Genomic DNA, 21,852 nt, shown 5'->3' with positions numbered 1-21,852 from the left:
GGAGGCGAAAGATGCGGAGTATTTTTTCTATGGTGGGGTTGCTGGTGGTAGTGCTCCTGATCGCGGGCATGGTGCGCAAGCAGCTCACGGCCGTGGCGCCTGCGCCGGCCTCCAGTTCCAGCGTGGCGGCGGGGGCGCAGGGAGCCGTGAACGTGCGGGATGCCCAGCGCCAGATGGAACAGGCCCTCAAGGCAGCCCAGCAGAACCAGCAACGCGAGCTCGACAAGCAGTCCGAATGAAGCAGGAATTCATGGATGTCCGTGAACAGGGTGGTGACGCGGCGGCCGATGCTCACTGGATGGGCATGGCGCTGCAGGAGGCCCGCCTGGCTGCCCAGCGAGGCGAGGTGCCGGTGGGAGCGGTGGTGGTTGCTCCCGATGGCAAAACCCTGCTGGGCCGGGGAGGCAATGCCTGCATTCAGGGGCCCGACCCGAGTGCCCATGCCGAAGTGCAGGCCTTGCGGGAAGCTGCGCGGCAGTTCGGCAACTACCGGCTCGAAGGCTGTACTCTCTACGTGACGCTGGAGCCCTGTGCGATGTGCAGCGGGGCGATGCTCCATGCCCGCCTTGCGGAAGTGGTGTATGCGGTGGCCGATCCCCGGACCGGAGCGGCCGGATCGGTGGTGAATCTCTTTGCACAGGAGGCGCTCAATCACCAGACCCGTGTCCGTCTGCTGGGGGCCGACGAAGTTCCCATGCCGGAAACCCTGCGCAAGGTGCAGCAGGAATGTGCCACGGTGTTGCGCGCCTTTTTCAGGGAGCGGCGCGAGCGGAGTGCCATGCGTCGCGATGATCCGGCGCATGCGCCACTGCGCGAGGACGCGGTGCGCCTGCTTCGGCAGGTCTGCGCCATGTTTCCTCTGTGGAATCCGGAAACCAGCCATTGGGCACTGGTGCCCTGCGTGCCGGAAACAAAGGCTCCTGCCTGGCGCCTGCACTACCACGACAGTGCGCCCGGTGACACGACTCGCCCCTCGGTGGTCCTGCTGCATGGCTATGCGGCGCAGGCGGCGCAGTGGCAGCCGTGGATAGCGGCCTTGCATGCGACGGGATGGCGGGTGCTGGCACCGGACCTTCCGGGGCATGGCCTGAGCGACAAGCCCAAGAAGACTGCCCAGCATTCCCTGCAGGGGCAGCTGGACTTGCTCATGCAGTGGTGGGAGCAGCTGACCCCGGCGGCCGGCATGGCTCCCGCACTGATCGTGAGCCACGACAGTGCGGCCATGCTGGCCGCCCGGTGGGTGCGACAGTCTGGGCAGTCCAGACAATCCGGGCAGGGTGAAGCCGATGCGCACGAACGCGGCCCTGTCTGGCAGGCGCTCGACCCCGTATGGGGCGATGCCTGGGAAGTGCTGAGCCGTCAGCCTGCCCGTGCCTGGAGGCTGGCCTGTGCCCGCAAGTCTTCGTTCGATCCGGGCAGACACTGGGCCAGCAGCATGCACGGGGAGAGCCGGGAAGTCTGGACCTTGCCCTGGCCGGATGCCGGACACCGTGCCGCATGGCGATGGCCCGCCTGGAGCGCAGTGCTTCCACCTGCCCCCCAGGATGCGGCTTTTCTGGACGTCGAGGCGCATTCTGACGCAGTGTCAGGGCAGGGCGACGCCTGTCCGGCACTGGCCGAGGGACTGGAGCCTGGCTGCTGCGGTGCCGCGCTGCTCGCATGGCTGGCACGGCATGCGCAGGACCATGCGCAGGCGCTGGCGCCGCTGATGGTGCAGCTTCGTGCGCAGCAGACGCAGGGGCCATGATGGCTCCTTGGCCCGTGCCCACCGGGACGGGCTCCCCTCTGTCGGGGCATGGAGAGCCCCCTGTTCATCGATAGCAAGAAAGGAAGTCCGCACATGGCGCACATCTACATTTATTCTCCTTCGGGGGCCGTTCGGGACAAGGCGGCCTATCGGCGCGGCATCAAGCGGCTGGAGGCGCTCGGACACCAGGTGGAGCAGGATCGGGATGCCCTGTCGACCTTTCAGCGCTTTGCCGGCGACGACGAGGTTCGGCTGGCCGCCATCGCGCGTGCAGCGGCCAGCGGGGCCGACATGGTGCTGCCCACGCGGGGCGGCTACGGGCTCACGCGGCTGCTGCCGCGCCTGCCTTATCGGGACATGGCGCATGCCATTGCGCATGGCACGCTGTTCGTCGGGCTGAGCGACTTCACGGCCCTGCAGCTGGCCCTTCTGGCGCGCGAGGGGCTGGAAACCCCCACCTGGGCCGGCAATCTTCTTCTTGCCGACTGGGGGCAGGCCGAGGAGCCGGACGACATCACCCAGGCCTGCTTCGAGGAACTGCTGGATGGGTCGAGCGAGGGCGCAGGCTGGTATGTGACCAAGCGGCAGGAGCCCGAAGACGAGCTCCCCGCGCTGGAGGCCCCCGTGCGGGATGCGACCCTGTGGGGGGGCAACCTGTGTGTGCTCACGAGCCTGCTGGGGACTCCCTATTTCCCGCATGTGGAAGGGGGCGTGCTGTTTCTGGAGGATGTGGCCGAGCAGCCCTATCGCATCGAGCGCATGCTCACCCAGCTGCTGCATGCCGGCGTGCTGGATCGGCAGCGTGCCATCCTGCTGGGGCAGTTCACCGATTACAGGCGTCTGCCCCAGGATCGGGGATTCGGCATGCCAGCCGTCGTGCGCTGGCTCCGCACACAGACACGCACCCCCATCTTCACCGGGCTTCCCCATGGGCATGTGCCCACCAAGGTGATGCTGCCCGTGGGCGCACGGGTGGATTTCGAGGTGGAAGGGCGCGACCGTCTGCTGATGTGGGGACACAGTCCCTTCCCTTCGCATGACCATGACCATGACCATGACCATGACCATGACCATGACCATGACCATGACCATGACCATGACCATGACCATGACCATGACCATGACCATGACCATGACCATGACCATGACCATGACCATGACCATGCGGGACGTCCCGCTGCATAGGCAGGGTGCCGGAATGGTGCGGCAAGACCGGCACGGCACGCAGCATGATGCAGCTGCGATGGGGCATCTTCTCGGCCAGGGTCAGCAGGAGGCTGCTGTTCCCAGGCCGGGGCTGACCGCGAGCATGCGTTCGACGTAACGGGCAATCAGGTCGATCTCCAGATTGACGCGCATGCCGGGCTCCAGCACGCGCAGGGCCGTGTTCTGCACGGTATGGGGAATGAGGTTGATGCTGATCTCGCAGCCATACCCGGTCGAGGCCGCTTCCTGCCCGGACAGGTCGGTGACCCGGTTGACGGTGAGGCTGACGCCGTTGACCGTGATCGAGCCCTTGTAGGCCAGAAAGCGGGCCAGAGAACGCGGAACCAGAATGCGCAGTTCCTGGCTTTCGCCCACGGCATCGAAGGAGCGCACCATGCCGATGCCATCGACATGGCCGCTCACGATGTGTCCACCCAGGCGTTCATGGGCGCCGAGCGCCTTTTCGAGATTGACCAGTCCTTCGCGATCCAGTCCGGAGGTCTTGTCGAGCGATTCGGCCGAGATGTCGATGTCGAAGGTGCTTGCCTGCTGGTCGAATGCCACCACGGTCATGCAGGCACCGTTGATGGCGATGCTGTCGCCCAGGGCCACGTCGTCCAGATAGCCTGCCGGCGCCTGGAGGGTCAGCCGCTTGCCATGGGCAGCGGTATCGCCCAGGGGCGTGATGTGGCGAATGTGGCCAGTGCCGGTGATGATGCCTGTGAACATGGGCAGAAACTCCTGAAGGGCAGGGGAGGACAGGAAGCTTCTGGAGCCGTGCGGCCCCCCTTCATCCTCCCAGATAGAGAAATGGCGAAAGAACGTCAAGGCCCCGGGAACGGCTCGTGGCCCTTGTGGCCGTTGCAGGCGTTCTGCGGGACAATGGTGCCATTGTAGAAGTCCGTACATGCCCCGGACACAGGGCCTCGTTCTGCCGCGTGTCCAGGAGAGCGGGTATGCGGATCCATCCCCCTTTCACCGCTTCGTTCCATCCCGCTGCATGTCGTCCAAGCTGTTTTCTTCCCTGCTGTGTGCCAATGGGGCACCGCAGGAAGCAGGTGCTCCGCTGTCGTGCCATACCCGGCTTGAGGTGTGCCCGCACTGTGACAGCGTGGTGGCTGTGGGCCCCCTCCGGCGCGGGGAGGTGGCCTCATGCAGCCGGTGCGGGCATGCGCTCGCGCGCTTCCAGGGCTGGACTCCACGGCAGCTGCTCGCCATCTGCCTCACCGCCTGGATCATGCTGGTGCATGTGCTGGTCTACCCATTGGTGACCCTGGATGTACAGGGCAACCTTCAGTCCACTTCCATCTGGGAGAGCATCCGTTTCGCCTGGCATGCAGGCAACTGGGTGGTGGGCTGGATGACTTTCTTCACTGCCGTGCTGCTGCCGGTGGCCGAGCTGGCAGTCCTCACCAGCGCCCTGTGGTGCCTTGCGGCCCGCGCCATGCCGCGCATGCTGGTGCGCATGCTGCGCGCAGTGGACATGACCCGGAACTGGAACATGCTGGCCGTGTTTCTGCTCGGGGTGCTGGTGGCGCTCATCAAGCTCGCCAGCATCGGACGCCTGCAGATTGACCTGGGCCTCGTGGCTCTTGGGCTGCTGGTCACGCTGCTGGCCGTGCTGGCACGGCTCGATACTCCCACCCTGTGGCGCATGGCCGAGGAGTCTGGGCTGGTGCCTGCAAGCCACCTCACGCCCCAGGCTCTGGCGCAGGCGGGGCCGGACTGGCGTCGTGCCTTTCTGGTCTGTCATCGCTGCGGCATGGTGCATCGTCGACTGCCGGAGGCGGGATCGTACCCAGCCGCAGGACAACGGAACGTGCAGCCCTGCTGCATGCGCTGTGGAGCGGCTCTGCACCATCGCCAGGAAGCCGGGCTCGCGCGGTGCACCGCCTACCTGCTTACCGCCCTGACGTTCTATGTACCGGCCAACCTCATGCCCATCATGTCGACCAGCACCCTGCACAACGTGCCGGCCGAGCACACCATCCTGTCCGGTGTGATCGATCTGTATCAGAACGGCTCGGTCGGCATTGCCATGGTGGTCTTCACGGCCAGTCTGGCCGTGCCGGTGCTCAAATTTGCGGTCATGGGCTGGCTCCTGCTGAGCCTGCGATGCAACTGGTTCGGTGAGGTCAGGAACAATACGCTGCTCTTCCGTGCCATGGAGTGGATAGGGCAATGGTCGATGCTGGATGTGTTTGTCGTGGTGCTGCTGGCTGCGCTGGTGCATTTCGACGGCCTCATGCAGGTCAAGATCGGACCGGCCGCCTGGTCGTTCGGCATGATGGTGGTGTTCACCATGCTGGCCGCACAGCATTTCGACCCCCGCCTGCTCTGGGATGCCTATTACCGTGCCCTGGAGCCGAACGCGGCACAGGAGCGCTCCTGGGCACGACGCAGCTGGGCAGCACGCCTCTGCCGGGGATTTTCCAAGGAGCGGTCTTCCCCGATCTGAGGAGATACCCCGTTCGACAACCCTGAGCAGGAGAGCAGCAAGGTCTGTCTCCGGGGCTCGGGCAGGAAATTTCCCGCAGAGGGGAGGGCGCACGGACGGCGGTTTCCCATGCGGCGAGCGCCAGGCTGCCGGAACATCCTTTTCCCATCCGACATGCCCGGGCCCCGGGAAGCCGCTAAGCTAGAGACCTTGCGCTTCGGCAGAGTGTGGATGGGACAGGTCTTGTCCCACGTTCTGCCGGTGTCAGCAGCTGCCATGCCTGTACCGGGTGTGGCGTGGCCCGCCTGTCCCTCTGCGATCTTCTTCATTCCATGCCGGAACCTATCTCCGAATCCGCTGCCAAGCCCCCCGAACGCGACGGAACTGCTTCTCCGTCCGCTTCTCCATTGGCCGAACAGCCCCGTGAGCCTGCCGCTGATCCCGGTACGGAGCCTGTGACCGATGATGCCCTTCCGCCATCGCCCGTGCTGCGCGCCACGGTGCGGCGGCCGCGCTTTTCTCTCATCTGGCTGCTGCCCATGGTGGCTGTACTCATCGCACTGTCCTTTGCCGTGCACAACTGGCTGCAGACAGGGCCCCGGCTGCAGCTGCATTTCAAGACCGCCGAAGGTCTCGTGGCCGGCAAGAGCCAGGTGCGCTACAAGGAAGTGGTGATTGGCACCGTGCAGCGCATCGAGCTGGAGGACAACGGCGAGGGCGTGGTCGTCTCGGTTCAACTCGAACGCTCTGCGGCCCGCATCGCCAATCGCGATTCCAAGTTCTGGATCGTGCGGCCGCAGCTGGGGCTGGGAGGGGTGTCGGGGCTCAATACCCTGCTCTCGGGGGCCTATGTGGGTGTGGATGCCGGGTCCTATGACAGTCCGAGTCAGCTCGAATTCGTCGGCCTGGAGCAGCCCCCTACCGTCATGCGCGACAGCAAGGGGCGACGCTTCCGACTGCTGGCACCGGCCATGGGATCGCTGGGCATCGGGTCTCCCGTGTATTACCGCCGCATGCAGGTAGGGCGCATGACATCGTTCACGCTCGATCCTTCCGGCAAGCAGGTCGCCATCGAGATCTTCGTCGATCATCCCTATGACGGTTTCGTCAATGGCCGAACCCGCTTCTGGAACGCATCGGGAGTGGATGTCTCCGTGAGTTCGGATGGATTCAAGGTCAACACCGAATCCCTGGCCTCCATCGTGGCAGGGGGCATCGCCTTCGGAGATCGTCCCCGCTCCGTGTCCTATGCGGCGGCCGCCGCCTCGGCACCTGCGCCGCAGGCAGCGCCCGAGAATGCGGTGTTCACCCTCTACGACAACCAGAAGCAGGCCTTCGCCACCCGCGAGGAGCCGCCTGTCATGATCCGCATGCGCTATGACCAGTCGATCCGTGGACTGGCGATCAATGCCCCCGTGGAGCTGCAGGGCAAGGCCATCGGCGAAGTGCTCGATACCTCCGTCGATTACGACGAGGCCCGCAAGAGCTTCTTCGTATGGGTCGATGCAGCGCTCTATCCGCGTCAGCTCGGAGCGGCCTACTGGCACTTCCAGCAGCAGGAAGGCGGCCGCCTGCGGACCGAGGCTGCCCGGCGCCAGCAGGACCTCGCCTTCGTCCGCTATCTGATCACCCATGGCTATCGCGCCCAACTCAAGAATGGCAACCTTCTGACCGGTCAGCTCTACGTGAGTCTGGAACATGGGGTCCGCACGGCGGCCTCTGCGGCGACCGTGGCCACCGCTGGCGGCGACACCCTGATCTTTCCCTCTCTTCCGGGCGGCATCGACCAGCTGCAGAACCAGCTGGCCAGCATTGCCAGTCGACTCGAAAAGGTGCGCTTCGACCAGATCGGCAGCGACCTGCAGCGCACCCTGCATTCGGCTACCGCCGCTCTGGATACGGCCAACCGCAGCCTGCAGACCCTGACGCCCGAAGCGCGCAAGGCCCTGGTCGACGCCCAGCATGCCCTGCAGTCAGCCGACGCCACCCTTCAGAAGACCCAGGGCACCCTGGCACCCGGCGGACTGACCGATCAGGCCAGCGATGCGCTGCAGGAGGTACGCAAGGCTGCCCGTTCGGTGCGCATGCTCAGCGACTCTCTGCAGGCCCAGCCCGATGCCCTGCTGCGCGGAAGAAGCGAGCAGATGTCTCCCATTCGCCCCGTGCCATCACCGTCCTCCCGTTCCCTCGGAGAATGAAGCCGTGTTCCAGTCGCATCTGCATCTGCCTTTTCCTCCGCGCTCCGCAATCCACCGCTGGACAGGTTTTTTCTGTATCTGCCTCGGCAGCGGGTTGCTGACGGCCTGCGGCTCCGGTCGGCTCCCGATGCTGCACACTCTGTCCATGCCCTCGCAGGCAGCGGGGAGGAGCAGCGATACCCACCGCGCCCAGGTTCTGATCACCACCGGAGAAGTCCATCTCCCGGATGGGCTGGACCGTCCCGAACTGCAGGTGCTCAGTGGCGGCGACGAGGTCGTGCCCCTGCCGCAGGACCAGTGGCGGGGCGGTCTGCCCGACGAAATCCGCAGTGCCGTCCTTGCCGGGGTGCTCGAACGACCCGAGTACGCGCAGATTCCTGCACCCGGAGCCGTGCGCTATGGGCTGCCTGTGTATGCGCTGCAACTGTCCGTGCAGCGCATGGACATGGCCCTGGGGCAATACGTGGACCTCGATGCCACCTGGTCCCTGCAGGCCCTTGCCCCCGTCTCTGCATCGGGAGAAGCGTCCAGGGCGCTCGTATGCCGGAGCAGCTGGCGCAGAGTGCCTGCCGGTCCTGCGGTGTCCGATGCCGTACAGGCCCAGCAGATCCTCATGCGGCAGTGGGGGAAACAGATCGGTCGCACGCTTGCCCGTCTGCGCAGCGGTTCTGCAGCCACGGCTGGCCGAAGCGCCACAGACGTGCTGTGTGTTCCCTGATCGCACGGGGCTCTTTGCGCTCCAGGTCATGCCATCTCGGCGATCTCTCGCCCACCCAGAGGGCGCAGGTATCGGGCATGACTGGCCCATTCATCCCTTGGTAAGCATCAGGCCCAGCCATTCACGCAGGATCTGCCGGGAGGCCATCATGCCGTGTCCGCTGGGCAGCGCATCGAGCCATCCTCTTTCATACGGGCCCGTGAAGCCCATCGGGGCCGGCACCACATCGAGTCCCGTGCGGGCAAATTCACGCTGCGCGCGCGGAAGATGCCATGCGCTGGTGACCAGGGCAATGCGGTGCAGGTTCTTCGCCTTCAGCAGCCGGGCCATCTGCACCGCGTTCTCATGCGTGTCGCGCGATGTGGCATCGGCCAGACTCAGCGGTACGCCAAAGGTACGGGGCGCGACTGAAGCTGCCAGGGTAGCCTCGGCAGGTACTCCCGAAGTTGCCGTGCCCGTGGCACCCGCATTGCCCCAACCCACCCCTCCGGCAAATCCCAGTGGCAGCCCCGTTTCCCGGGCGAGCCACGCGCCATAGCGCAGTCGCTCCATGCTGACAGGGCTGAGCTGGGGCGTGCCATATTCGGGAGCCAGCAGATCAATGCCACCCCCGAGCACCACGATCATGTCCACCTGCTTCTGCCGGAGCTCTGCAGGGGTCACTGGGGCAAAGACCGGCAGGGCATGCCGGGCCAGCCAGACAGCAGTCGATTGGCACGAAAAAATCCACAGCGCCGCAACCGAGACGCCCACCCACATCCGCCCCGGCCCACTTGCATGGGGGCGGGCACGCCACAACATCCCCAGACCGAGCAGCAGTCCCACCAGGGGGCCGAGTGGAGGCAGAACCAGGGCCGTGAGCACGGGCTTGGCCATGCCCAGACCCATGAGCCAGCCTGACAGCGTCTCCATCATGTGCATGGTCTTCCTGTGCGCAGGGCGCCGGACCTACTGGGGAGCACCCATCGCACGCGCCCGCGCCGCGCTCTCGGCACGGACCTGCTCTGCAAGCTGGGCCTCCTGGGGAGATGGCAGAGCCGTGGGCCATCCCTGCAGATGCTGCAGACCGATCTGACCCAGTGCCTCGATCCAGTGCGGAGCGTCGTTCAGGCAGGGAATATAGGCGTAGCGCTGCCCCCCCGCCTGCAGGAATGCCTGCCGCACTTCCATGTCGATTTCTTCGAGCGTTTCCAGACAGTCTGCCGTGAATCCGGGGCACATCACATCGATGGATTTCACGCCCTTTGCCGGCAGGCCTTCCACCGTGGCCTGCGTATAGGGTTCCAGCCAGCGGGCCCGCCCGAACCGGGACTGGAAGCTCACGATCACCCTTTCTGCAGGCAGCCTCAGCGCTTCGCGCAGCAGCCGTGCCGTCACCTGACACTGGCAGTGGTAGGGGTCGCCCAGGGCCAGCGAACGAGCCGGCACCCCATGAAAGCTCAGCAGCAGCAGCTCGCCCTGTCCCTCGCGTTCCCAGTGCGCCTGCACCTGTCGGGCCAGCGCCGCAATGTAGGCAGGGTGGTTGTGGTAGGCCGTCACCGTGCGCAGCTCGGGCACCCAGCGGGTCTGCTGCACCCAGCTTCCCAGCGCATCGAGCAGACTGGCCGTGGTCGATGCCGCATACTGGGGATAGGCGGGCAGAATCAGCACCCGCTCCACGCCTTCGGTCTTGAGGTGGTCCAGCACATCGTCGAGGGCAGGCTGTCCGTAGCGCATGGCATGGGTCACGATCACGTCGTGTCCCTGATGCCCCATCCACCCCTGCAGCAGCTGGGCCTGTCTGCGCGTCCAGATCAGCAGCGGCGAGCCTTCCTTCTGCCAGATAGAGGCGTATTTGGCGGCCGAACGTGCAGGCCGCGTGCGCAGGATCACTCCATGCAGCAGCGTGAGCCACAGCGCCCGGGGGAGTTCCACCACGCGGGGATCGCTCAGGAACTGGGCCAGATAGCGCCGCACCTCGGCAGGGCGGGGGGCCTCGGGCGTACCCAGGTTGCACAGCACCACGGCAACGCGGCTGCGCCGGCCATGCACATGGGCGGGTTCGGGGCGATAGACCATCTTTTTTCCTCGACGATTCGGACCGGTCATTCGGCCCGGATCGGAATTCTCGCACAGCGCTCCGACAGGCGATCGTGCAGAGACGTTTGCCGTTCCCGTGCCTTTGGACACAAAAAAACAGGGCTTTGCCTCTTGCAGCGGGCAGAACCTTCTCCAGCTATGTTATGGTCTGAGTTCACTCGATAATCACAAACAAACACGGAGAATATCGTGAGTAATAAAGGTCAATTGCTGCAAGATCCCTTTTTGAATACCTTGCGTCGCGAGCATGTGCCGGTGTCCATCTATCTGGTCAACGGCATCAAGCTCCAGGGACAGATCGAATCCTTCGATCAGTACGTGGTCCTCCTGCGCAATACGGTGACCCAGATGGTTTACAAGCATGCCATCTCCACCATCGTTCCTGGGCGCGCCGTCAACTTCTCGCTGACGGCCGAAGGGGCACAGGCAAGCCCTGACGCCGCAGCCTGATTTCACTCCCTTTCGCCCGGTTGTCCGGGGTTCCGTCGGCGCATGACAGCCTTCTCCTGGAAGGATGCATGCGCCGCATGATTTTTCACCTTCTGCCTTGAGTTCTTCCCATTCTCCCGACAAGTCCCGCCCGCGTGTGCTGCTCGTGGGGGTCGACTTCGGTCTCCCGCACTTCGATGCCGAGCTCGAAGAGCTGGGATTGCTGGCCCAGACGGCCGGACTGGATCCGGTCGCACACCTGACCTGCAAGCGCCGCGCGCCCGATCCAGCCCTGTTCGTCGGCAGCGGCAAGGCAGAAGAGATCGGTGCCCTGGCTGCCGAGCATGGCGCCACCGAGGTGCTCTTCGATCAGGCACTGAGCCCAGCCCAGCAGCGCAACCTGGAGCGCTCTCTCGACATGCCGGTCAACGATCGCACCATGCTCATCCTCGAAATCTTCGCCCAGCGGGCCCGCAGCCACGAGGGCAAGCTGCAGGTCGAATTGGCGCGTCTTCAGTACCTGAGCACGCGGCTCGTGCGGCGGTGGAGCCACCTCGAACGTCAGGCCGGCGGCATCGGCATGCGCGGAGGCCCCGGTGAAACGCAGATCGAGCTCGACCGCCGCATGATCGGTGAAGCCATCAAGCGCACCAAGGAGCGTCTCGAAAAGGTCAAGCGCCAGCGTACCACCCAGCGGCGGCAGCGGCGGCGCAACGACGCGTTTGCCGTTTCTCTCGTGGGCTATACCAATGCCGGCAAGTCCACCCTGTTCAATGCCCTCGTCAAGGCGAGGGCCTATGCGGCCGACCAGCTCTTTGCCACGCTCGACACCACCACGCGCCAGCTCTATCTGCCGCAGGTGGAGTGCAGCGTCTCGCTGTCGGACACGGTCGGTTTCATCCGTGAGCTGCCCCATGGTCTGGTCGAAGCCTTCGAGGCCACACTCCAGGAGGCTGTCGATGCCGATCTGCTGCTGCATGTGGTCGACGGTTCCAGTCCCGCATGGGTGGAGCAGATTGCAGAGGTGCAGCAGGTGCTGGCCGAGATCGGCGCCGATCACATTCCCCAGCTGCTGGTATTCAACAAGCTCGATGCCATTCCCCCTGAACGTCGCCCCCGGACGCTGGTGGACACCTATGAGGTGGACCATCGGCAGATTCCCCGCGTCCACGTGAGTGCGCGCGAGGGGCTGGGGCTCGATGCCGTGCGCGAGGCCATGGCCGATGCGGTGCGAACCCGTCGCGAGGCCGCGTCCCGCACGCTGGCCGACGATGCGCACGCGGATCCCCTGCGGCCGCTCGACTGAGCCGGTCCGGTCCGGTCGCGCCCGCTGCGCTGGTATAGTCTCTTTAACTTCGGCATTCCGGCAGCATCTGGCTTGGGTGCGTCCTGTTTCAGGATGGGCTTGATCCTTCCTGCATCTCCCTTCTGATCCGAACCTGCTGCCCCATTTCCATGCATTCCAACGATCCGTCCGTCCGTTTGCCCCTTGCTTCCCGAACCTCCGGTTTCATGAGGCGGCTGTCCCGTTCTCTGCGAGCAGGGACCACCCATGTATTCAATCTCAATGATCCCCGCTGGGGGCGGCAGGACGACGAGACGCCGCCGGCCCAGCCCGACAGGGATGTGCCTCCTCCTGCACAGGAGCCCCGTCCATCTGCTCCACGGCCAGGCTCCCAGCCCGGCCGCCAGGATGCTGGTGCAGCGCCGGATCTCGACGAACTCTGGCGGGACTTCAACCGCAAGATCGGGCGTCTGCTGGGCAACAGGCAAGGCGGTGGTGAAGGGCAGCCCCCAGGAGCAGGGCAGGGCGGTGGACGCATTCCGGATGGCAAGGGAGCCGGGCTGGGCATCGGTGCCATCGCCACCGGTGCACTGGTGCTGTGGCTGCTCAGTGGCTTCTTCATCGTGCAGGAAGGGCAGCAGGCCGTCGTGACCCGCTTCGGGCAGTACCGCACCACGGTGGGAGCAGGCATCAACTGGACACTCCCCTATCCCATCGAGCGCCATGAGACGGTCAATGTCACTCAGATCCGGTCGGTGGACATAGGCTCCGACGGCATCGTCAAGAGCACAGGGTTGCGCGATTCGGCCATGCTGACTGCCGACGAGAACATCGTCGAAATCAAGTTCGCCGTCCAGTATCGACTCAGCAATGCACGCGACTATCTCTTTGCCAGCCGCGATCCGCAGCAGGCCGTCGTGCAGGCTGCCGAGACCGCCATCCGCGAAGTGATCGGCGGCATGCGCATGGATGCGGCCCTGGCAGAGGAGCGTGACCAGATCGGCCCGCGTGTGCGCAAGCTCATGCAGGCCATTCTCGACCGCTACCAGATCGGCATCGACGTCGTGGGCGTCAACCTGCAGCAGGGCGGTGTGCGTCCCCCAGAGCAGGTGCAGGCCGCCTTCGACGATGTGCTCAAGGCCGGTCAGGAACGCGAGCGCGCCAAGAACGAAGCGCAGGCCTACGCCATGCGCGTGGTGCCCATGGCCACCGGTACGGCTGCGCGCCTCAAGTCGGAGGCCGACGCCTACAAGGCCAAGGTGGTGGCGCAGGCGCAGGGGGATGCCGAGCGCTTCAATGCCATCCTGCCGGAATACCGGCGTGCTCCCCAGGCCACCCGTGACCGCATGTACATCGACACCATGAAGCAGGTGTACTCCAGCGTCACCAAGATCCTGGTGGAAACCCGTCAGGGCAGCATGCTCTATCTCCCGCTCGACAAAATCCTGCAGAACACCTCTGCCGCAGCTGGCGCAGCCAAGCCGGCTGCCTCCGACACCGGGACGACGTCGACTGGTGCCGCGTCTTCTGCCGGAGCGGGGACCCAGTCTCCTGGCTCTGCAGCCCAGGCTGCCACCGGAGGTTCCAATGATCCCGTGGCAGATGCACGCAGCCGCGATCCGGACGTCGCGCGCAGCCGCAACCAATGACCCGTTTCCCTTGCAGCCTTTTTGTCCGCTTCCTGCACGCATACGAAAGAATTTCCGCTCATGAATAAAGTGATCGCCTTCGTCATAGGCCTGGTGGTGGCCCTGATGGCCTTGGCCTCGGTGCTCTTCGTCGTCGACCAGCGCCAGTTCGGCGTGGTCTACACCATGGGGCAGATCAACCGGGTCGTGACCCAGCCCGGCCTGTATGCCAAGTTTCCACCCCCCTTCCAGAACGTGCGCTTCCTCGACAAGCGTCTGCTCGTGCTTGACAGCCAGGACAACGAATCCATGCTCACGGCCGAAAAGCAGCGCGTGGTCGTCGACTGGTATGTGCGCTGGCGCATTGCCGATCCCCAGGCCTACATCCGCAACGTGGGCCTGGACGAGGCTGCCGGCAGTCTGCAGCTGGCCCGCGTGGTGCGCAATGCCTTCCAGCAGGAAATCAACAAGTACACCGTCACTGAAGTGCTGTCCACCAAGCGGGAGGCCCTCATGCAGAACGTGAAGGCCCAGGTGCTCGCGACCGTTCGCGGCAGCAAGCCCTGGGGGATTGACGTGGTCGACGTGCGCATCACCCGCGTGGATTACGCAGAGGCGATCACCGAATCCGTCTATCGGCGCATGCAGGCCGAACGTGAACGCGTAGCCAACGAGCTGCGTTCCACCGGCAGCGCCGAAGGAGAGAAGATTCGGGCCGATGCAGACCGGCAGCGCGACGTGGCGGTGGCCGAAGCCTACCGCGATGCCCAGCGCGTGAAGGGGGAGGGGGATGCCCAGGCCACCCGTCTCTATGCCGATTCGTTCGGCAAGGACCCCCGGTTCGCGCGTTTCTATCGCAATCTCGATGCCTATCGCAGCGTGATGGAGAAGAAGGGCGATGTGGTCGTGGTGGATCCTTCTTCCAATGACTTCTTCAAGCTCATGCACCAGGGCGGAGCCATGGCTGGTGGCAAGTGAGGTCAGCCATGCAGCAGGATGTTTTCTGGCTTGCGCTGGCTTTCATGTTCATGTTTGAAGGACTCATGCCGATGCTCCTGCCGGCGCGCTGGCGCGAGACCTTCCTGCGGCTCACCCGCATGACGGATCAGCAGATCAGACTGTTCGGATTCATGAGTGTCGTTGCCGGGCTCCTGCTGTACTGGTGGGTATCCTGAAGGGCTCTCGGGTGCGTGTGTCCAGGATGCGGCATGGCGTGCGGAGGCCATGTTTTCCTGCTGTGCCATGTGAAACCTTGTAGAATCCTGTTTTTAACAGCACTGCATCAGCCATGTCTGCCTGGGTACTCCCCGACCATATCGCCGACGTGCTTCCTTCCGAAGCGCGCTCCATTGAAGATACCCGGCGCAAGTTGCTGGACACGGCAGGCAGCTACGGTTACGAGCTCGTGATTCCCCCGCTGGTCGAGCATATCGAATCGCTCCTGACCGGCTCAGGCAAGACGCTCGCTCTCCAGACCTTCAAGCTTGTGGATTTGCTTTCTGGGCGCACTTTGGGCGTGCGGGCCGACATGACGCAGCAGGTTGCGCGCATCGATGCCCACATGCTGAACCGCCCTGGCGTCACTCGTCTGTGCTACTGCGGGCCGGTGCTGCATACCTTCCCCGATCAGCCCCATGCCACGCGCGAACCGCTTCAGTTCGGTGCCGAACTCTATGGATGCAGCGGCGTGCAGGCAGACTTCGAGGTGCTTTCGCTGGCCATTGACGCCTTGCGGGCCCTGGATGCGCAGCAGCCTGCAGCTGCGCTGCTGGTCGATCTCTCCGATGCGCGCATCGTTCCGGCACTGCTGGCACAGGCCCAGGGCATTGCCCATGATGTAGGGACCATCCAGAGCGCACTCATCACCAAGAATGCCAATGCCCTGTCCGAGGCTGCGGCTGCACTGCCCGATTCCGTGCGAGAAGCCCTGCAGGCGTTGCCCGCGCTCTACGGCGACCGCAGCGTGCTGGCTCGTGCCCGCAGCCTGCTGCCAGCGCTGCCGGCCGTGACCGAGGCACTTGACCAGCTCGACTGGATCGCCGACCAGATTGTCCGCACGCATCCTGGTGTCGAAGTGCTGTTCGATCTGGCCGATTCCCGTGGCTATTCCTATTACAGCGGCGTGCGCTTTGCACTCTATGGCCGTGGTTCCAACAACGCGCTCGTGCGTGGTGGGCGCTATGACGAAGTGGGTGCCGTCTATGGCCGCAATCGGCCTGCCGTGGGCTTCAGTCTCGATGTCAAGGCGCTCGCTGCCACGCTGCCGTCCCAAGAGGCTCCCGCCGCCGTACTGGCCCGCTGGAGCGACGATCCCGCATGGCGCGAGGTGGTCATGGCCTTGCGGCAGGAAGGACAGACCGTCGTAGTGACCTTGCCTGGCCAGCCCGCTGATGCCGAAGAGGGCTTTCGATGCGATCGCGAGCTGCTGTGCCAGTCCGGATCCTGGCAGCTCGTGCCTGTCGACCGGGCCTGAGGGCCCTCCAGCGTTTTTACCGATTTCTTGAGGATACATACACTATGAGCAACAATCTCTCGGGCGATGTGGCCAAGGGCCGCAATGTCGTCGTCGTCGGTACCCAGTGGGGAGACGAAGGCAAGGGCAAGCTGGTCGACTGGCTGACAGAGAGCGCGGACGGTGTGGTGCGCTTCCAGGGTGGCCACAATGCAGGTCACACACTGGTCATCAATGGCGTGCGCACGGCCCTGCACCTGATCCCGAGCGGCATCATGCGTGCGGGCGTCAAGTGCTATATCGGCAACGGAGTGGTTGTTTCCATCAGCAAGCTGCTCGAGGAAATCGAGGATCTTGAAAAAGCCGGGGTCGAAGTGCGCAGCCGCCTGCGCATCAGCGAGGCCTGTCCGCTCATCCTTCCCTTCCATGCCGCGCTCGACATCGCACGCGAAGCGGCCAAGACCCGCGCCGGAGCCGAGAAGATCGGCACTACCGGCCGAGGCATCGGCCCGGCCTACGAAGACAAGGTGGCACGCCGCGCGCTGCGCATGCAGGATCTGCGCTTCCCGGAGCGCTTTGCCTCCAAGCTGCAGGAGCTCGTGGCCCTCTACAACCACATTCTGACCACTTGGCTGCATTCCGCCGAAGTCGATTTCGGTGAAGCCCTCAAGCCCTACATGCAGGATGGCAAGGTGTCCTATGACGCCGTCTACGCTGAAGCCATGCGCCATGCCGAGGCCGTCAAGCCCATGATGGCCGATGTGTCCCGCGAACTCAACGAAGTGCACAAGGCCGGTGGCAACCTGCTGTTCGAGGGAGCCCAGGGTACCCTGCTCGACGTCGACCACGGCACCTATCCCTTTGTGACCTCCAGCAACTGCGTGGCTGGCAATGCGGCAGCCGGTTCCGGTGTGGGCCCCGGTCTGCTGCACTACATTCTCGGCATCACCAAGGCCTATTGCACCCGTGTCGGTGGCGGTCCCTTCCCCACCGAGCTGGAATGGGAAAAGGAAGGCACCCCGGGCTATCACATGGCCACCGTGGGAGCAGAGAAGGGCGTGACCACCGGTCGCAGTCGTCGCTGCGGCTGGTTCGATGCAGCCCTGCTCAAGCGCAGTGCCCAGGTGAACGGCCTGACCGGTCTGTGCATCACCAAGCTGGATGTGCTCGACGGCCTGCCGGAACTGAAGCTGTGCGTGGGCTATGAGCTCGATGGCACCACCACCGACATCCTTCCGATGGGCGCCGAGGAAATTGCCCGCTGCAAGCCGATCTACGAGACGCTGCCTGGCTGGTCCCAATCCACGGTGGGCGTGACCGACTACAACCGGCTCCCGGACGCCGCTCGTCACTATCTGCGCCGCATCGAGGAAACCACGGGAGTGCCCGTGCATGTCATCTCGACCAGCCCCGATCGCAACCATACGATCATGATGCAGCATCCCTTTGCGGCTCCCAAGGCCTGAGGCCAATTCCAGCCAGGAGACCCTGCATGTTGACCGAAGATGGCAAACACCTCTATGTCAGCCATGACGAATACCGTCGGCTGATCGAGCGCCTCGCGCTCAGCGTGCATGAATCCGGCTGGAAGTTCGATACCGTGCTGTGCCTGGCGCGCGGGGGCATGCGTCCAGGCGATGTCCTGAGCCGCATCTTCGATGTGCCGCTGGCCATCATGTCCACCAGCTCCTATCGCGAGCAGGCAGGCAAGGTACGGGGGCACCTCGACATCGCGCGCTACATCACCACGCCCAGAGGTGAGATTGCCGGGCGTGTGCTGCTGGTCGACGATCTGGCCGACTCCGGCAAGACACTGGAAGCCGTGATCCGCATGCTGCGCAATGACTATCCTCCCATCACGGAGCTGCGCAGCGCAGTCATCTGGACCAAGGGGGTATCGCAGTTTCAGCCGGACTACTCGGTGGAACATCTCCCCAGCAGTCCCTGGATCCACCAGCCGTTCGAGATCTACGATACCCTGCGCCCCGAAACCCTGGCCGCCCGTCTCCAGGATTCCCTGCTGCCCTGATGACCGAGACATGAGCTGGCAAGAGCGCTGGATTCCCACGCAGGAAAAACTCGAAAAGAGCCGCTGGCTGGGCTGGCTTGCACCATGGCTGGGGCGTCCTTCCCTGTGGCAGTGGTCCCGGCACGGGGTGGCACTTGGGGTGGCCATCGGCATCTTTTTTGGTCTTCTGGTGCCCATCGCCCAGATCCCCGCATCCGCCATTGCAGCGATCGTGCTGCGCGCCAACCTGCCTGCCGCAGCGGCGAGCACCATGGTGAGCAACCCCGTGACCTTTGCGCCTGTGTACTACCTCGCGTATGAACTGGGCAGTACCGTACTGGGAACGTCCGGTCCAGCTCCAGCTCTTCCCCGGGCGGCCACTGCAACGCCGGCGTCGGGAGGTGCTTCCCAGATGTCCTTGGGAAACTGGGAAAAAATCAAATCCATGGGCAAGCCGCTGATGGTGGGGCTTCTGATTCTGGCCGTCGCCGGAGGGCTGGGAAGCTATCTGATCATCAGCCTGGTGTGGTGGGTGCATCAGTACTGGACGGCAAGAGCAGGGCGGAGAACTGGCCCTCCTGGCAAAAGCTGATATCCGCAACAGGCACTCACTCGGAGCGGGCCAGAGGAGCAAGGGCTCGCGCGCTATCATGCGTGCATGACATTCCAGCCCGATACTGCCCTGATCCATCATTCCTATCAGCCGCCAGCGGATTTCGAAGCGCCGCAGGTACCGGTCTGCAAGGCATCCACCGTATTCTTCCCTTCCGTGGCGGCCATGCGTGAACGGACCTGGCTCGACAAGAGTGCCTATACCTACGGACTGCACGGCACTCCTACCAGCTATGTGCTCGAGGAGCGTCTCTGCGCGCTTGAAGGGGGAAGGTATGCCGTGCTGGTGCCCAGCGGTCTGGCAGCCATTGCCTGTGTGAATCTGGCCTTGCTGCGCATGGGCGATGAGATGCTCATTCCCGACAATGCCTATGGCCCCAGCAAGACGCTGGCAGAGGGTGAACTGGCTGCGTGGGGCATCACGCACCGGTACTACGATCCCATGGATCTGTCCGATCTCGAATCCAAGCTCAGTCCACGCACACGGCTGGTATGGCTGGAGGCGGCTGGCTCGGTGACGCTGGAATTCCCGGATCTTGCCGCACAGGTGCGATTGTGCCGATCCAGGGGGGTATTGACGGCACTGGACGATACCTGGGGAGCAGGGCTTGCGCTGCGCCCCTTCGATCTGCTGCGAGCGCATGATCCCTCTGTGGCTCTGGGCGTCGATATTGCCGTGCATGCGCTCACCAAATACCCGAGTGGCGGGGGCGATGTCCTGATGGGCAGCGTCATGACGCGACGGGAGGATGTGCGTCGCCTGATCATGCTGAGCCACATGCGCCTGGGATTCGGGGTTGGCATGAACGACGTGGAGGCCGTGCTGCGCAGTCTGCCCAGTCTGGATCTGCGGTACCGTGCGGCCGATCGTGCCGCACGCGAGGTGGCGCACTGGTGCGAGGCGCAGGCCCCCTTTGTGCAGGTGCTGCATCCGGCATTGCCGGACTCTCCGGGGCATGCGCATTGGCGTGCCCTGTGCTGCACTGCACAGCACCCAGACGGTCTGGCTGCGGGGCTGCTCAGTCTGGTGGTGGACCCCGGCTGCACACAGGCGCAGGTGGATGCCTTCTGCGATCGGCTGAGCCTGTTCCGCATCGGCTACAGCTGGGGAGGCCCCATCAGTCTGGTCATGCCCTATGACCTCATGGACATGCGCAGCACATGGCCACACCACATTGCGCAGGGTACTGTGGTGCGTCTGTGCATCGGCCTGGAGTCTCCTGGCGATCTCATCGCCGACCTGCAACAGGCGCTCGTTGCCTTGCAGCCTGCCTGACAGGGGGCTCTGCTGCGAGTCCAGCCGTGCGCAAGGCCTCCTCGCGCGGTGCTCAGCGTCTGGCCACTCCACGTGAGGAATGGGGTGCAGCCCGGAGCAAGGGGGCCAGCGAGGGCCATACATTGGCTTCCATGCGGCCCTGCGCCCGTTCGTTTGGATGCAGCCTGTCGGCCTGGAACCACTGCAGTGGCTGCGGAGCATCTGCCACCCCGGCCAGCAGGAAGGGCACGAGTCCCGTCTTCTGTTGCCTGCTCACGGCCTGAAACACCTGTGCGAACTGGCGCGTGTAGGCAGGGCCGTAGTTGGGAGGCACCTGCATGCCCACCAGGAGCACTCGGGCACCGGCAGCCTGTGCCATTCGCACCATGGCAGACAGGTGGGCCTCGGTCTGACCGATCGGCAGTCCGCGCAGGGCATCGTTGGCTCCCAGCTCCAGCACCACCACGGCAGGATGGTGACGCTGCAGCAGCGCCGGAAGCCGGGCCCGTCCACCTGCGGTCGTGTCGCCGCTGATGCTGGCGTTTACCACCTGCCAGGGAGCATGCATGCGTGCCAGGCGCTGTGTCAACAAAGCCACCCAGCCGCTTCCGCGCCGCAGGCCATATTCGGCACTCAGAGAATCACCCAGCACCAGAATCGATGCTGAAGGCGGAGGGGTATTCGTCGTGGCAGCAGCCTGGGCAGGGAGCCGTGCGGCGAGACCGCCAAGCACCAGCGCGGAGGCCAGTCGCCTTCTGCGGATGGAAAAACAAAACGTGTGCATATGGAACCTGTTTTTTGACAAAAAACAGCAGAGAAGGCCGAGAGCCGGGAAATGCCCTGCGCCGATCGCCGGGCGGACGAAAGGCAGCGACACCGTGACGCTGGTACAGTCGAGCCTGCTGGCATCGTGTGCCACCGCCTGTCCTGTTGCCTCATTTTCTTTCACATGACACCCGTTCTTCCGGAATCAAGCGTCACCCCTTTCTCCGATCCTGCTTCTGCTGCAGCGGTGGCCGTGCAACATGTGAGCAAAACCGTGCGGGATCCAGGCGGAGATCTGGAAATTCTCCATGACATCGATTTTTCCGTGGCTGCAGGGAGCATCACGGCCATCGTCGGAGCCTCTGGATCGGGCAAGAGTACGCTGTTGTCCATCATTGCCGGGCTAGATACGCCCACCCGTGGAACGGTCCGGGTGGAGGGAGAGGATCTGTTCGATCGCGACGAGGATGCCCGTGCCCTGCTGCGTGCACGCAAAATGGGATTCGTGTTCCAGAACTTCCAGCTGCTGCCCAACCTGACGGCGCTGGAGAACGTGATGCTTCCCCTGGAGCTGTTGGGCAGTGCATCGGCACATGACGAGGCGGCCCGCATGCTCGAACGGGTGGGACTGGGGCAGCGCATGCGCCATTTCCCGAGGGTCATGTCCGGAGGCGAACAGCAGCGGGTCGCTCTGGCGCGTGCCTTTGTGGTGGGGCCTCGGGTGCTGCTGGCCGATGAACCCACGGGAAGTCTGGACTTCGCGACCGGCGAGGCCGTGATGAATCTCATGTTCGACATGAACCGAGAGCAGGGCACCACCCTGATGCTCGTCACCCATGACCGCACCCTGGCAGCGCGCTGCCAGCAGCGCATCACCATTGCCCATGGACAGGTCACCGACATCTCCTGAAGCGTTGGTCTGATACCAAATTCCGACACTTTGGCCCAGCCCCGGGCAAAACCCGAACGCCCTCTCGGAAATGCATGCAGACGTGCTAAATTGCCTCACATGACACCACTTTCGCTGCATGGC

General features: G+C 64.4%; 21 protein-coding genes. 17 read left to right on the top strand and 4 right to left on the bottom strand.

Annotated elements, in window-relative coordinates; all coding sequences use genetic code 11:
* The first annotated feature begins 29 nt into the window (after window positions 1-29).
* From ACP2WS_RS01825 to ACP2WS_RS01815, 3 genes are all read left to right on the top strand, one after another.
* Complete coding sequence (locus ACP2WS_RS01825; protein WP_374490920.1) at window positions 30-239, top strand: hypothetical protein; 210 nt, start codon at window positions 30-32, stop codon at window positions 237-239.
* Window positions 236-1,747 (top strand): tRNA adenosine(34) deaminase TadA, encoded by a 1,512-nt coding sequence (tadA, locus tag ACP2WS_RS01820; RefSeq protein WP_426459235.1) that lies wholly within the window; start codon window positions 236-238, stop codon window positions 1,745-1,747. The genes ACP2WS_RS01825 and tadA overlap by 4 nt, the downstream gene beginning before the upstream one ends.
* 93 nt (window positions 1,748-1,840) lie before the next feature.
* On the top strand, window positions 1,841-2,932 hold the full coding sequence (locus ACP2WS_RS01815; protein WP_426459233.1) for an LD-carboxypeptidase: 1,092 nt from the start codon (window positions 1,841-1,843) through the stop codon (window positions 2,930-2,932).
* Between the two features lie 81 nt (window positions 2,933-3,013).
* Here ACP2WS_RS01815 and ACP2WS_RS01810 read toward each other — a convergent pair whose 3' ends face one another.
* On the bottom strand, window positions 3,014-3,682 hold the full coding sequence (locus ACP2WS_RS01810) for a riboflavin synthase (protein WP_426459232.1): 669 nt from the start codon (window positions 3,680-3,682) through the stop codon (window positions 3,014-3,016).
* A 271-nt stretch (window positions 3,683-3,953) separates the two neighbouring features.
* Here ACP2WS_RS01810 and ACP2WS_RS01805 point away from each other — a divergent pair, with 271 nt between their 5' ends.
* The 3 genes from ACP2WS_RS01805 (at window position 3,954) to ACP2WS_RS01795 (ending at window position 8,306) form a co-directional block, all read left to right on the top strand.
* Window positions 3,954-5,411, top strand: a complete 1,458-nt coding sequence (locus ACP2WS_RS01805; protein WP_426459231.1) for a paraquat-inducible protein A — start codon at window positions 3,954-3,956, stop codon at window positions 5,409-5,411.
* A gap of 311 nt (window positions 5,412-5,722) precedes the next feature.
* Window positions 5,723-7,588 carry a PqiB family protein gene (locus ACP2WS_RS01800; RefSeq protein WP_426459230.1) on the top strand — a complete coding sequence of 622 codons (1,866 nt, stop codon included), beginning with the start codon at window positions 5,723-5,725 and terminating at the stop codon, window positions 7,586-7,588.
* A 145-nt stretch (window positions 7,589-7,733) separates the two neighbouring features.
* Entirely contained in the window at window positions 7,734-8,306 is a 573-nt protein-coding gene (locus ACP2WS_RS01795; protein ID WP_426459229.1) for a PqiC family protein, read from the top strand.
* 90 nt (window positions 8,307-8,396) lie between these two features.
* Here ACP2WS_RS01795 and ACP2WS_RS01790 read toward each other — a convergent pair whose 3' ends face one another.
* Together ACP2WS_RS01790 and hemH are read right to left on the bottom strand one after the other, a co-directional pair.
* Window positions 8,397-9,221, bottom strand: a complete 825-nt coding sequence (locus tag ACP2WS_RS01790) for a YdcF family protein (RefSeq protein WP_426459228.1) — start codon at window positions 9,219-9,221, stop codon at window positions 8,397-8,399.
* 33 nt (window positions 9,222-9,254) lie between these two features.
* Window positions 9,255-10,364 carry a ferrochelatase gene (gene hemH, locus ACP2WS_RS01785; protein ID WP_426459227.1) on the bottom strand — a complete coding sequence of 370 codons (1,110 nt, stop codon included), beginning with the start codon at window positions 10,362-10,364 and terminating at the stop codon, window positions 9,255-9,257.
* A gap of 210 nt (window positions 10,365-10,574) precedes the next feature.
* On the opposite strand from hemH, the gene hfq reads away from it, so the two are divergent.
* The 10 genes from hfq to ACP2WS_RS01735 all read left to right on the top strand — a co-directional run bounded on the left by hfq (window position 10,575) and on the right by ACP2WS_RS01735 (window position 20,075).
* On the top strand, window positions 10,575-10,835 hold the full coding sequence (gene hfq / locus ACP2WS_RS01780; protein ID WP_426459225.1) for an RNA chaperone Hfq: 261 nt from the start codon (window positions 10,575-10,577) through the stop codon (window positions 10,833-10,835).
* Between the two features lie 136 nt (window positions 10,836-10,971).
* A complete protein-coding gene (gene hflX / locus ACP2WS_RS01775; RefSeq protein WP_426459569.1) occupies window positions 10,972-12,120 on the top strand; it encodes a GTPase HflX in 1,149 nt (382 codons plus the stop codon).
* 206 nt (window positions 12,121-12,326) lie between these two features.
* Window positions 12,327-13,748 (top strand): FtsH protease activity modulator HflK, encoded by a 1,422-nt coding sequence (hflK, locus tag ACP2WS_RS01770; protein ID WP_426459224.1) that lies wholly within the window; start codon window positions 12,327-12,329, stop codon window positions 13,746-13,748.
* A gap of 60 nt (window positions 13,749-13,808) precedes the next feature.
* A complete protein-coding gene (gene hflC, locus ACP2WS_RS01765; protein ID WP_374490898.1) occupies window positions 13,809-14,705 on the top strand; it encodes a protease modulator HflC in 897 nt (298 codons plus the stop codon).
* Window positions 14,706-14,713: 8 nt separating this feature from the next.
* On the top strand, window positions 14,714-14,902 hold the full coding sequence (locus ACP2WS_RS01760) for a DUF2065 domain-containing protein (RefSeq protein WP_374490896.1): 189 nt from the start codon (window positions 14,714-14,716) through the stop codon (window positions 14,900-14,902).
* Window positions 14,903-15,015: 113 nt separating this feature from the next.
* Entirely contained in the window at window positions 15,016-16,200 is a 1,185-nt protein-coding gene (locus tag ACP2WS_RS01755; RefSeq protein ID WP_426459223.1) for an ATP phosphoribosyltransferase regulatory subunit, read from the top strand.
* 44 nt (window positions 16,201-16,244) lie between these two features.
* Window positions 16,245-17,645 carry an adenylosuccinate synthase gene (locus ACP2WS_RS01750; RefSeq protein ID WP_374490892.1) on the top strand — a complete coding sequence of 467 codons (1,401 nt, stop codon included), beginning with the start codon at window positions 16,245-16,247 and terminating at the stop codon, window positions 17,643-17,645.
* Between the two features lie 26 nt (window positions 17,646-17,671).
* Window positions 17,672-18,208, top strand: a complete 537-nt coding sequence (locus tag ACP2WS_RS01745; RefSeq protein WP_426459222.1) for a phosphoribosyltransferase — start codon at window positions 17,672-17,674, stop codon at window positions 18,206-18,208.
* Between the two features lie 10 nt (window positions 18,209-18,218).
* Window positions 18,219-18,779, top strand: a complete 561-nt coding sequence (locus ACP2WS_RS01740) for a DUF2062 domain-containing protein (protein WP_374490888.1) — start codon at window positions 18,219-18,221, stop codon at window positions 18,777-18,779.
* A gap of 66 nt (window positions 18,780-18,845) precedes the next feature.
* On the top strand, window positions 18,846-20,075 hold the full coding sequence (locus ACP2WS_RS01735; protein WP_426459221.1) for a PLP-dependent transferase: 1,230 nt from the start codon (window positions 18,846-18,848) through the stop codon (window positions 20,073-20,075).
* 52 nt (window positions 20,076-20,127) lie between these two features.
* On the opposite strand, the gene ACP2WS_RS01730 is transcribed toward ACP2WS_RS01735, so the two are convergent.
* Window positions 20,128-20,838, bottom strand: coding sequence for an arylesterase (locus tag ACP2WS_RS01730; RefSeq protein WP_426459219.1), 711 nt, complete (start codon window positions 20,836-20,838; stop codon window positions 20,128-20,130).
* Between the two features lie 165 nt (window positions 20,839-21,003).
* On the opposite strand from ACP2WS_RS01730, the gene ACP2WS_RS01725 reads away from it, so the two are divergent.
* Window positions 21,004-21,729 carry an ABC transporter ATP-binding protein gene (locus ACP2WS_RS01725; RefSeq protein WP_374490882.1) on the top strand — a complete coding sequence of 242 codons (726 nt, stop codon included), beginning with the start codon at window positions 21,004-21,006 and terminating at the stop codon, window positions 21,727-21,729.
* Window positions 21,730-21,852 lie beyond the last annotated feature (123 nt).

The sequence above is a fragment of the Brachymonas moutaii (nom. illeg.) genome, assembly GCF_049977365.1.
Lineage (GTDB): Bacteria > Pseudomonadota > Gammaproteobacteria > Burkholderiales > Burkholderiaceae_C > Brachymonas.
Note: the sequence above shows the minus strand (reverse complement) of the source record. Positions and strands in the feature narration are given on the sequence as shown.

Excerpts from the sequence above, each read along its gene's own strand:
- ACP2WS_RS01825 (WP_374490920.1), top strand. The coding sequence starts at position 30 with ATGGTGGGGTTGCTGGTGGTAGTGCTCCTGATCGCGGGCATGGTGCGC.
- tadA (WP_426459235.1), top strand. The coding sequence starts at position 236 with ATGAAGCAGGAATTCATGGATGTCCGTGAACAGGGTGGTGACGCGGCG.
- ACP2WS_RS01815 (WP_426459233.1), top strand. The coding sequence starts at position 1,841 with ATGGCGCACATCTACATTTATTCTCCTTCGGGGGCCGTTCGGGACAAG.
- ACP2WS_RS01810 (WP_426459232.1), bottom strand. The coding sequence starts at position 3,682 with ATGTTCACAGGCATCATCACCGGCACTGGCCACATTCGCCACATCACG.
- ACP2WS_RS01805 (WP_426459231.1), top strand. The coding sequence starts at position 3,954 with ATGTCGTCCAAGCTGTTTTCTTCCCTGCTGTGTGCCAATGGGGCACCG.
- ACP2WS_RS01800 (WP_426459230.1), top strand. The coding sequence starts at position 5,723 with ATGCCGGAACCTATCTCCGAATCCGCTGCCAAGCCCCCCGAACGCGAC.
- ACP2WS_RS01795 (WP_426459229.1), top strand. The coding sequence starts at position 7,734 with ATGCCCTCGCAGGCAGCGGGGAGGAGCAGCGATACCCACCGCGCCCAG.
- ACP2WS_RS01790 (WP_426459228.1), bottom strand. The coding sequence starts at position 9,221 with ATGATGGAGACGCTGTCAGGCTGGCTCATGGGTCTGGGCATGGCCAAG.
- hemH (WP_426459227.1), bottom strand. The coding sequence starts at position 10,364 with ATGGTCTATCGCCCCGAACCCGCCCATGTGCATGGCCGGCGCAGCCGC.
- hflK (WP_426459224.1), top strand. The coding sequence starts at position 12,327 with ATGAGGCGGCTGTCCCGTTCTCTGCGAGCAGGGACCACCCATGTATTC.
- hflC (WP_374490898.1), top strand. The coding sequence starts at position 13,809 with ATGAATAAAGTGATCGCCTTCGTCATAGGCCTGGTGGTGGCCCTGATG.
- ACP2WS_RS01760 (WP_374490896.1), top strand. The coding sequence starts at position 14,714 with ATGCAGCAGGATGTTTTCTGGCTTGCGCTGGCTTTCATGTTCATGTTT.
- ACP2WS_RS01755 (WP_426459223.1), top strand. The coding sequence starts at position 15,016 with ATGTCTGCCTGGGTACTCCCCGACCATATCGCCGACGTGCTTCCTTCC.
- ACP2WS_RS01750 (WP_374490892.1), top strand. The coding sequence starts at position 16,245 with ATGAGCAACAATCTCTCGGGCGATGTGGCCAAGGGCCGCAATGTCGTC.
- ACP2WS_RS01745 (WP_426459222.1), top strand. The coding sequence starts at position 17,672 with ATGTTGACCGAAGATGGCAAACACCTCTATGTCAGCCATGACGAATAC.
- ACP2WS_RS01740 (WP_374490888.1), top strand. The coding sequence starts at position 18,219 with ATGAGCTGGCAAGAGCGCTGGATTCCCACGCAGGAAAAACTCGAAAAG.
- ACP2WS_RS01735 (WP_426459221.1), top strand. The coding sequence starts at position 18,846 with ATGACATTCCAGCCCGATACTGCCCTGATCCATCATTCCTATCAGCCG.
- ACP2WS_RS01730 (WP_426459219.1), bottom strand. The coding sequence starts at position 20,838 with ATGCACACGTTTTGTTTTTCCATCCGCAGAAGGCGACTGGCCTCCGCG.
- ACP2WS_RS01725 (WP_374490882.1), top strand. The coding sequence starts at position 21,004 with ATGACACCCGTTCTTCCGGAATCAAGCGTCACCCCTTTCTCCGATCCT.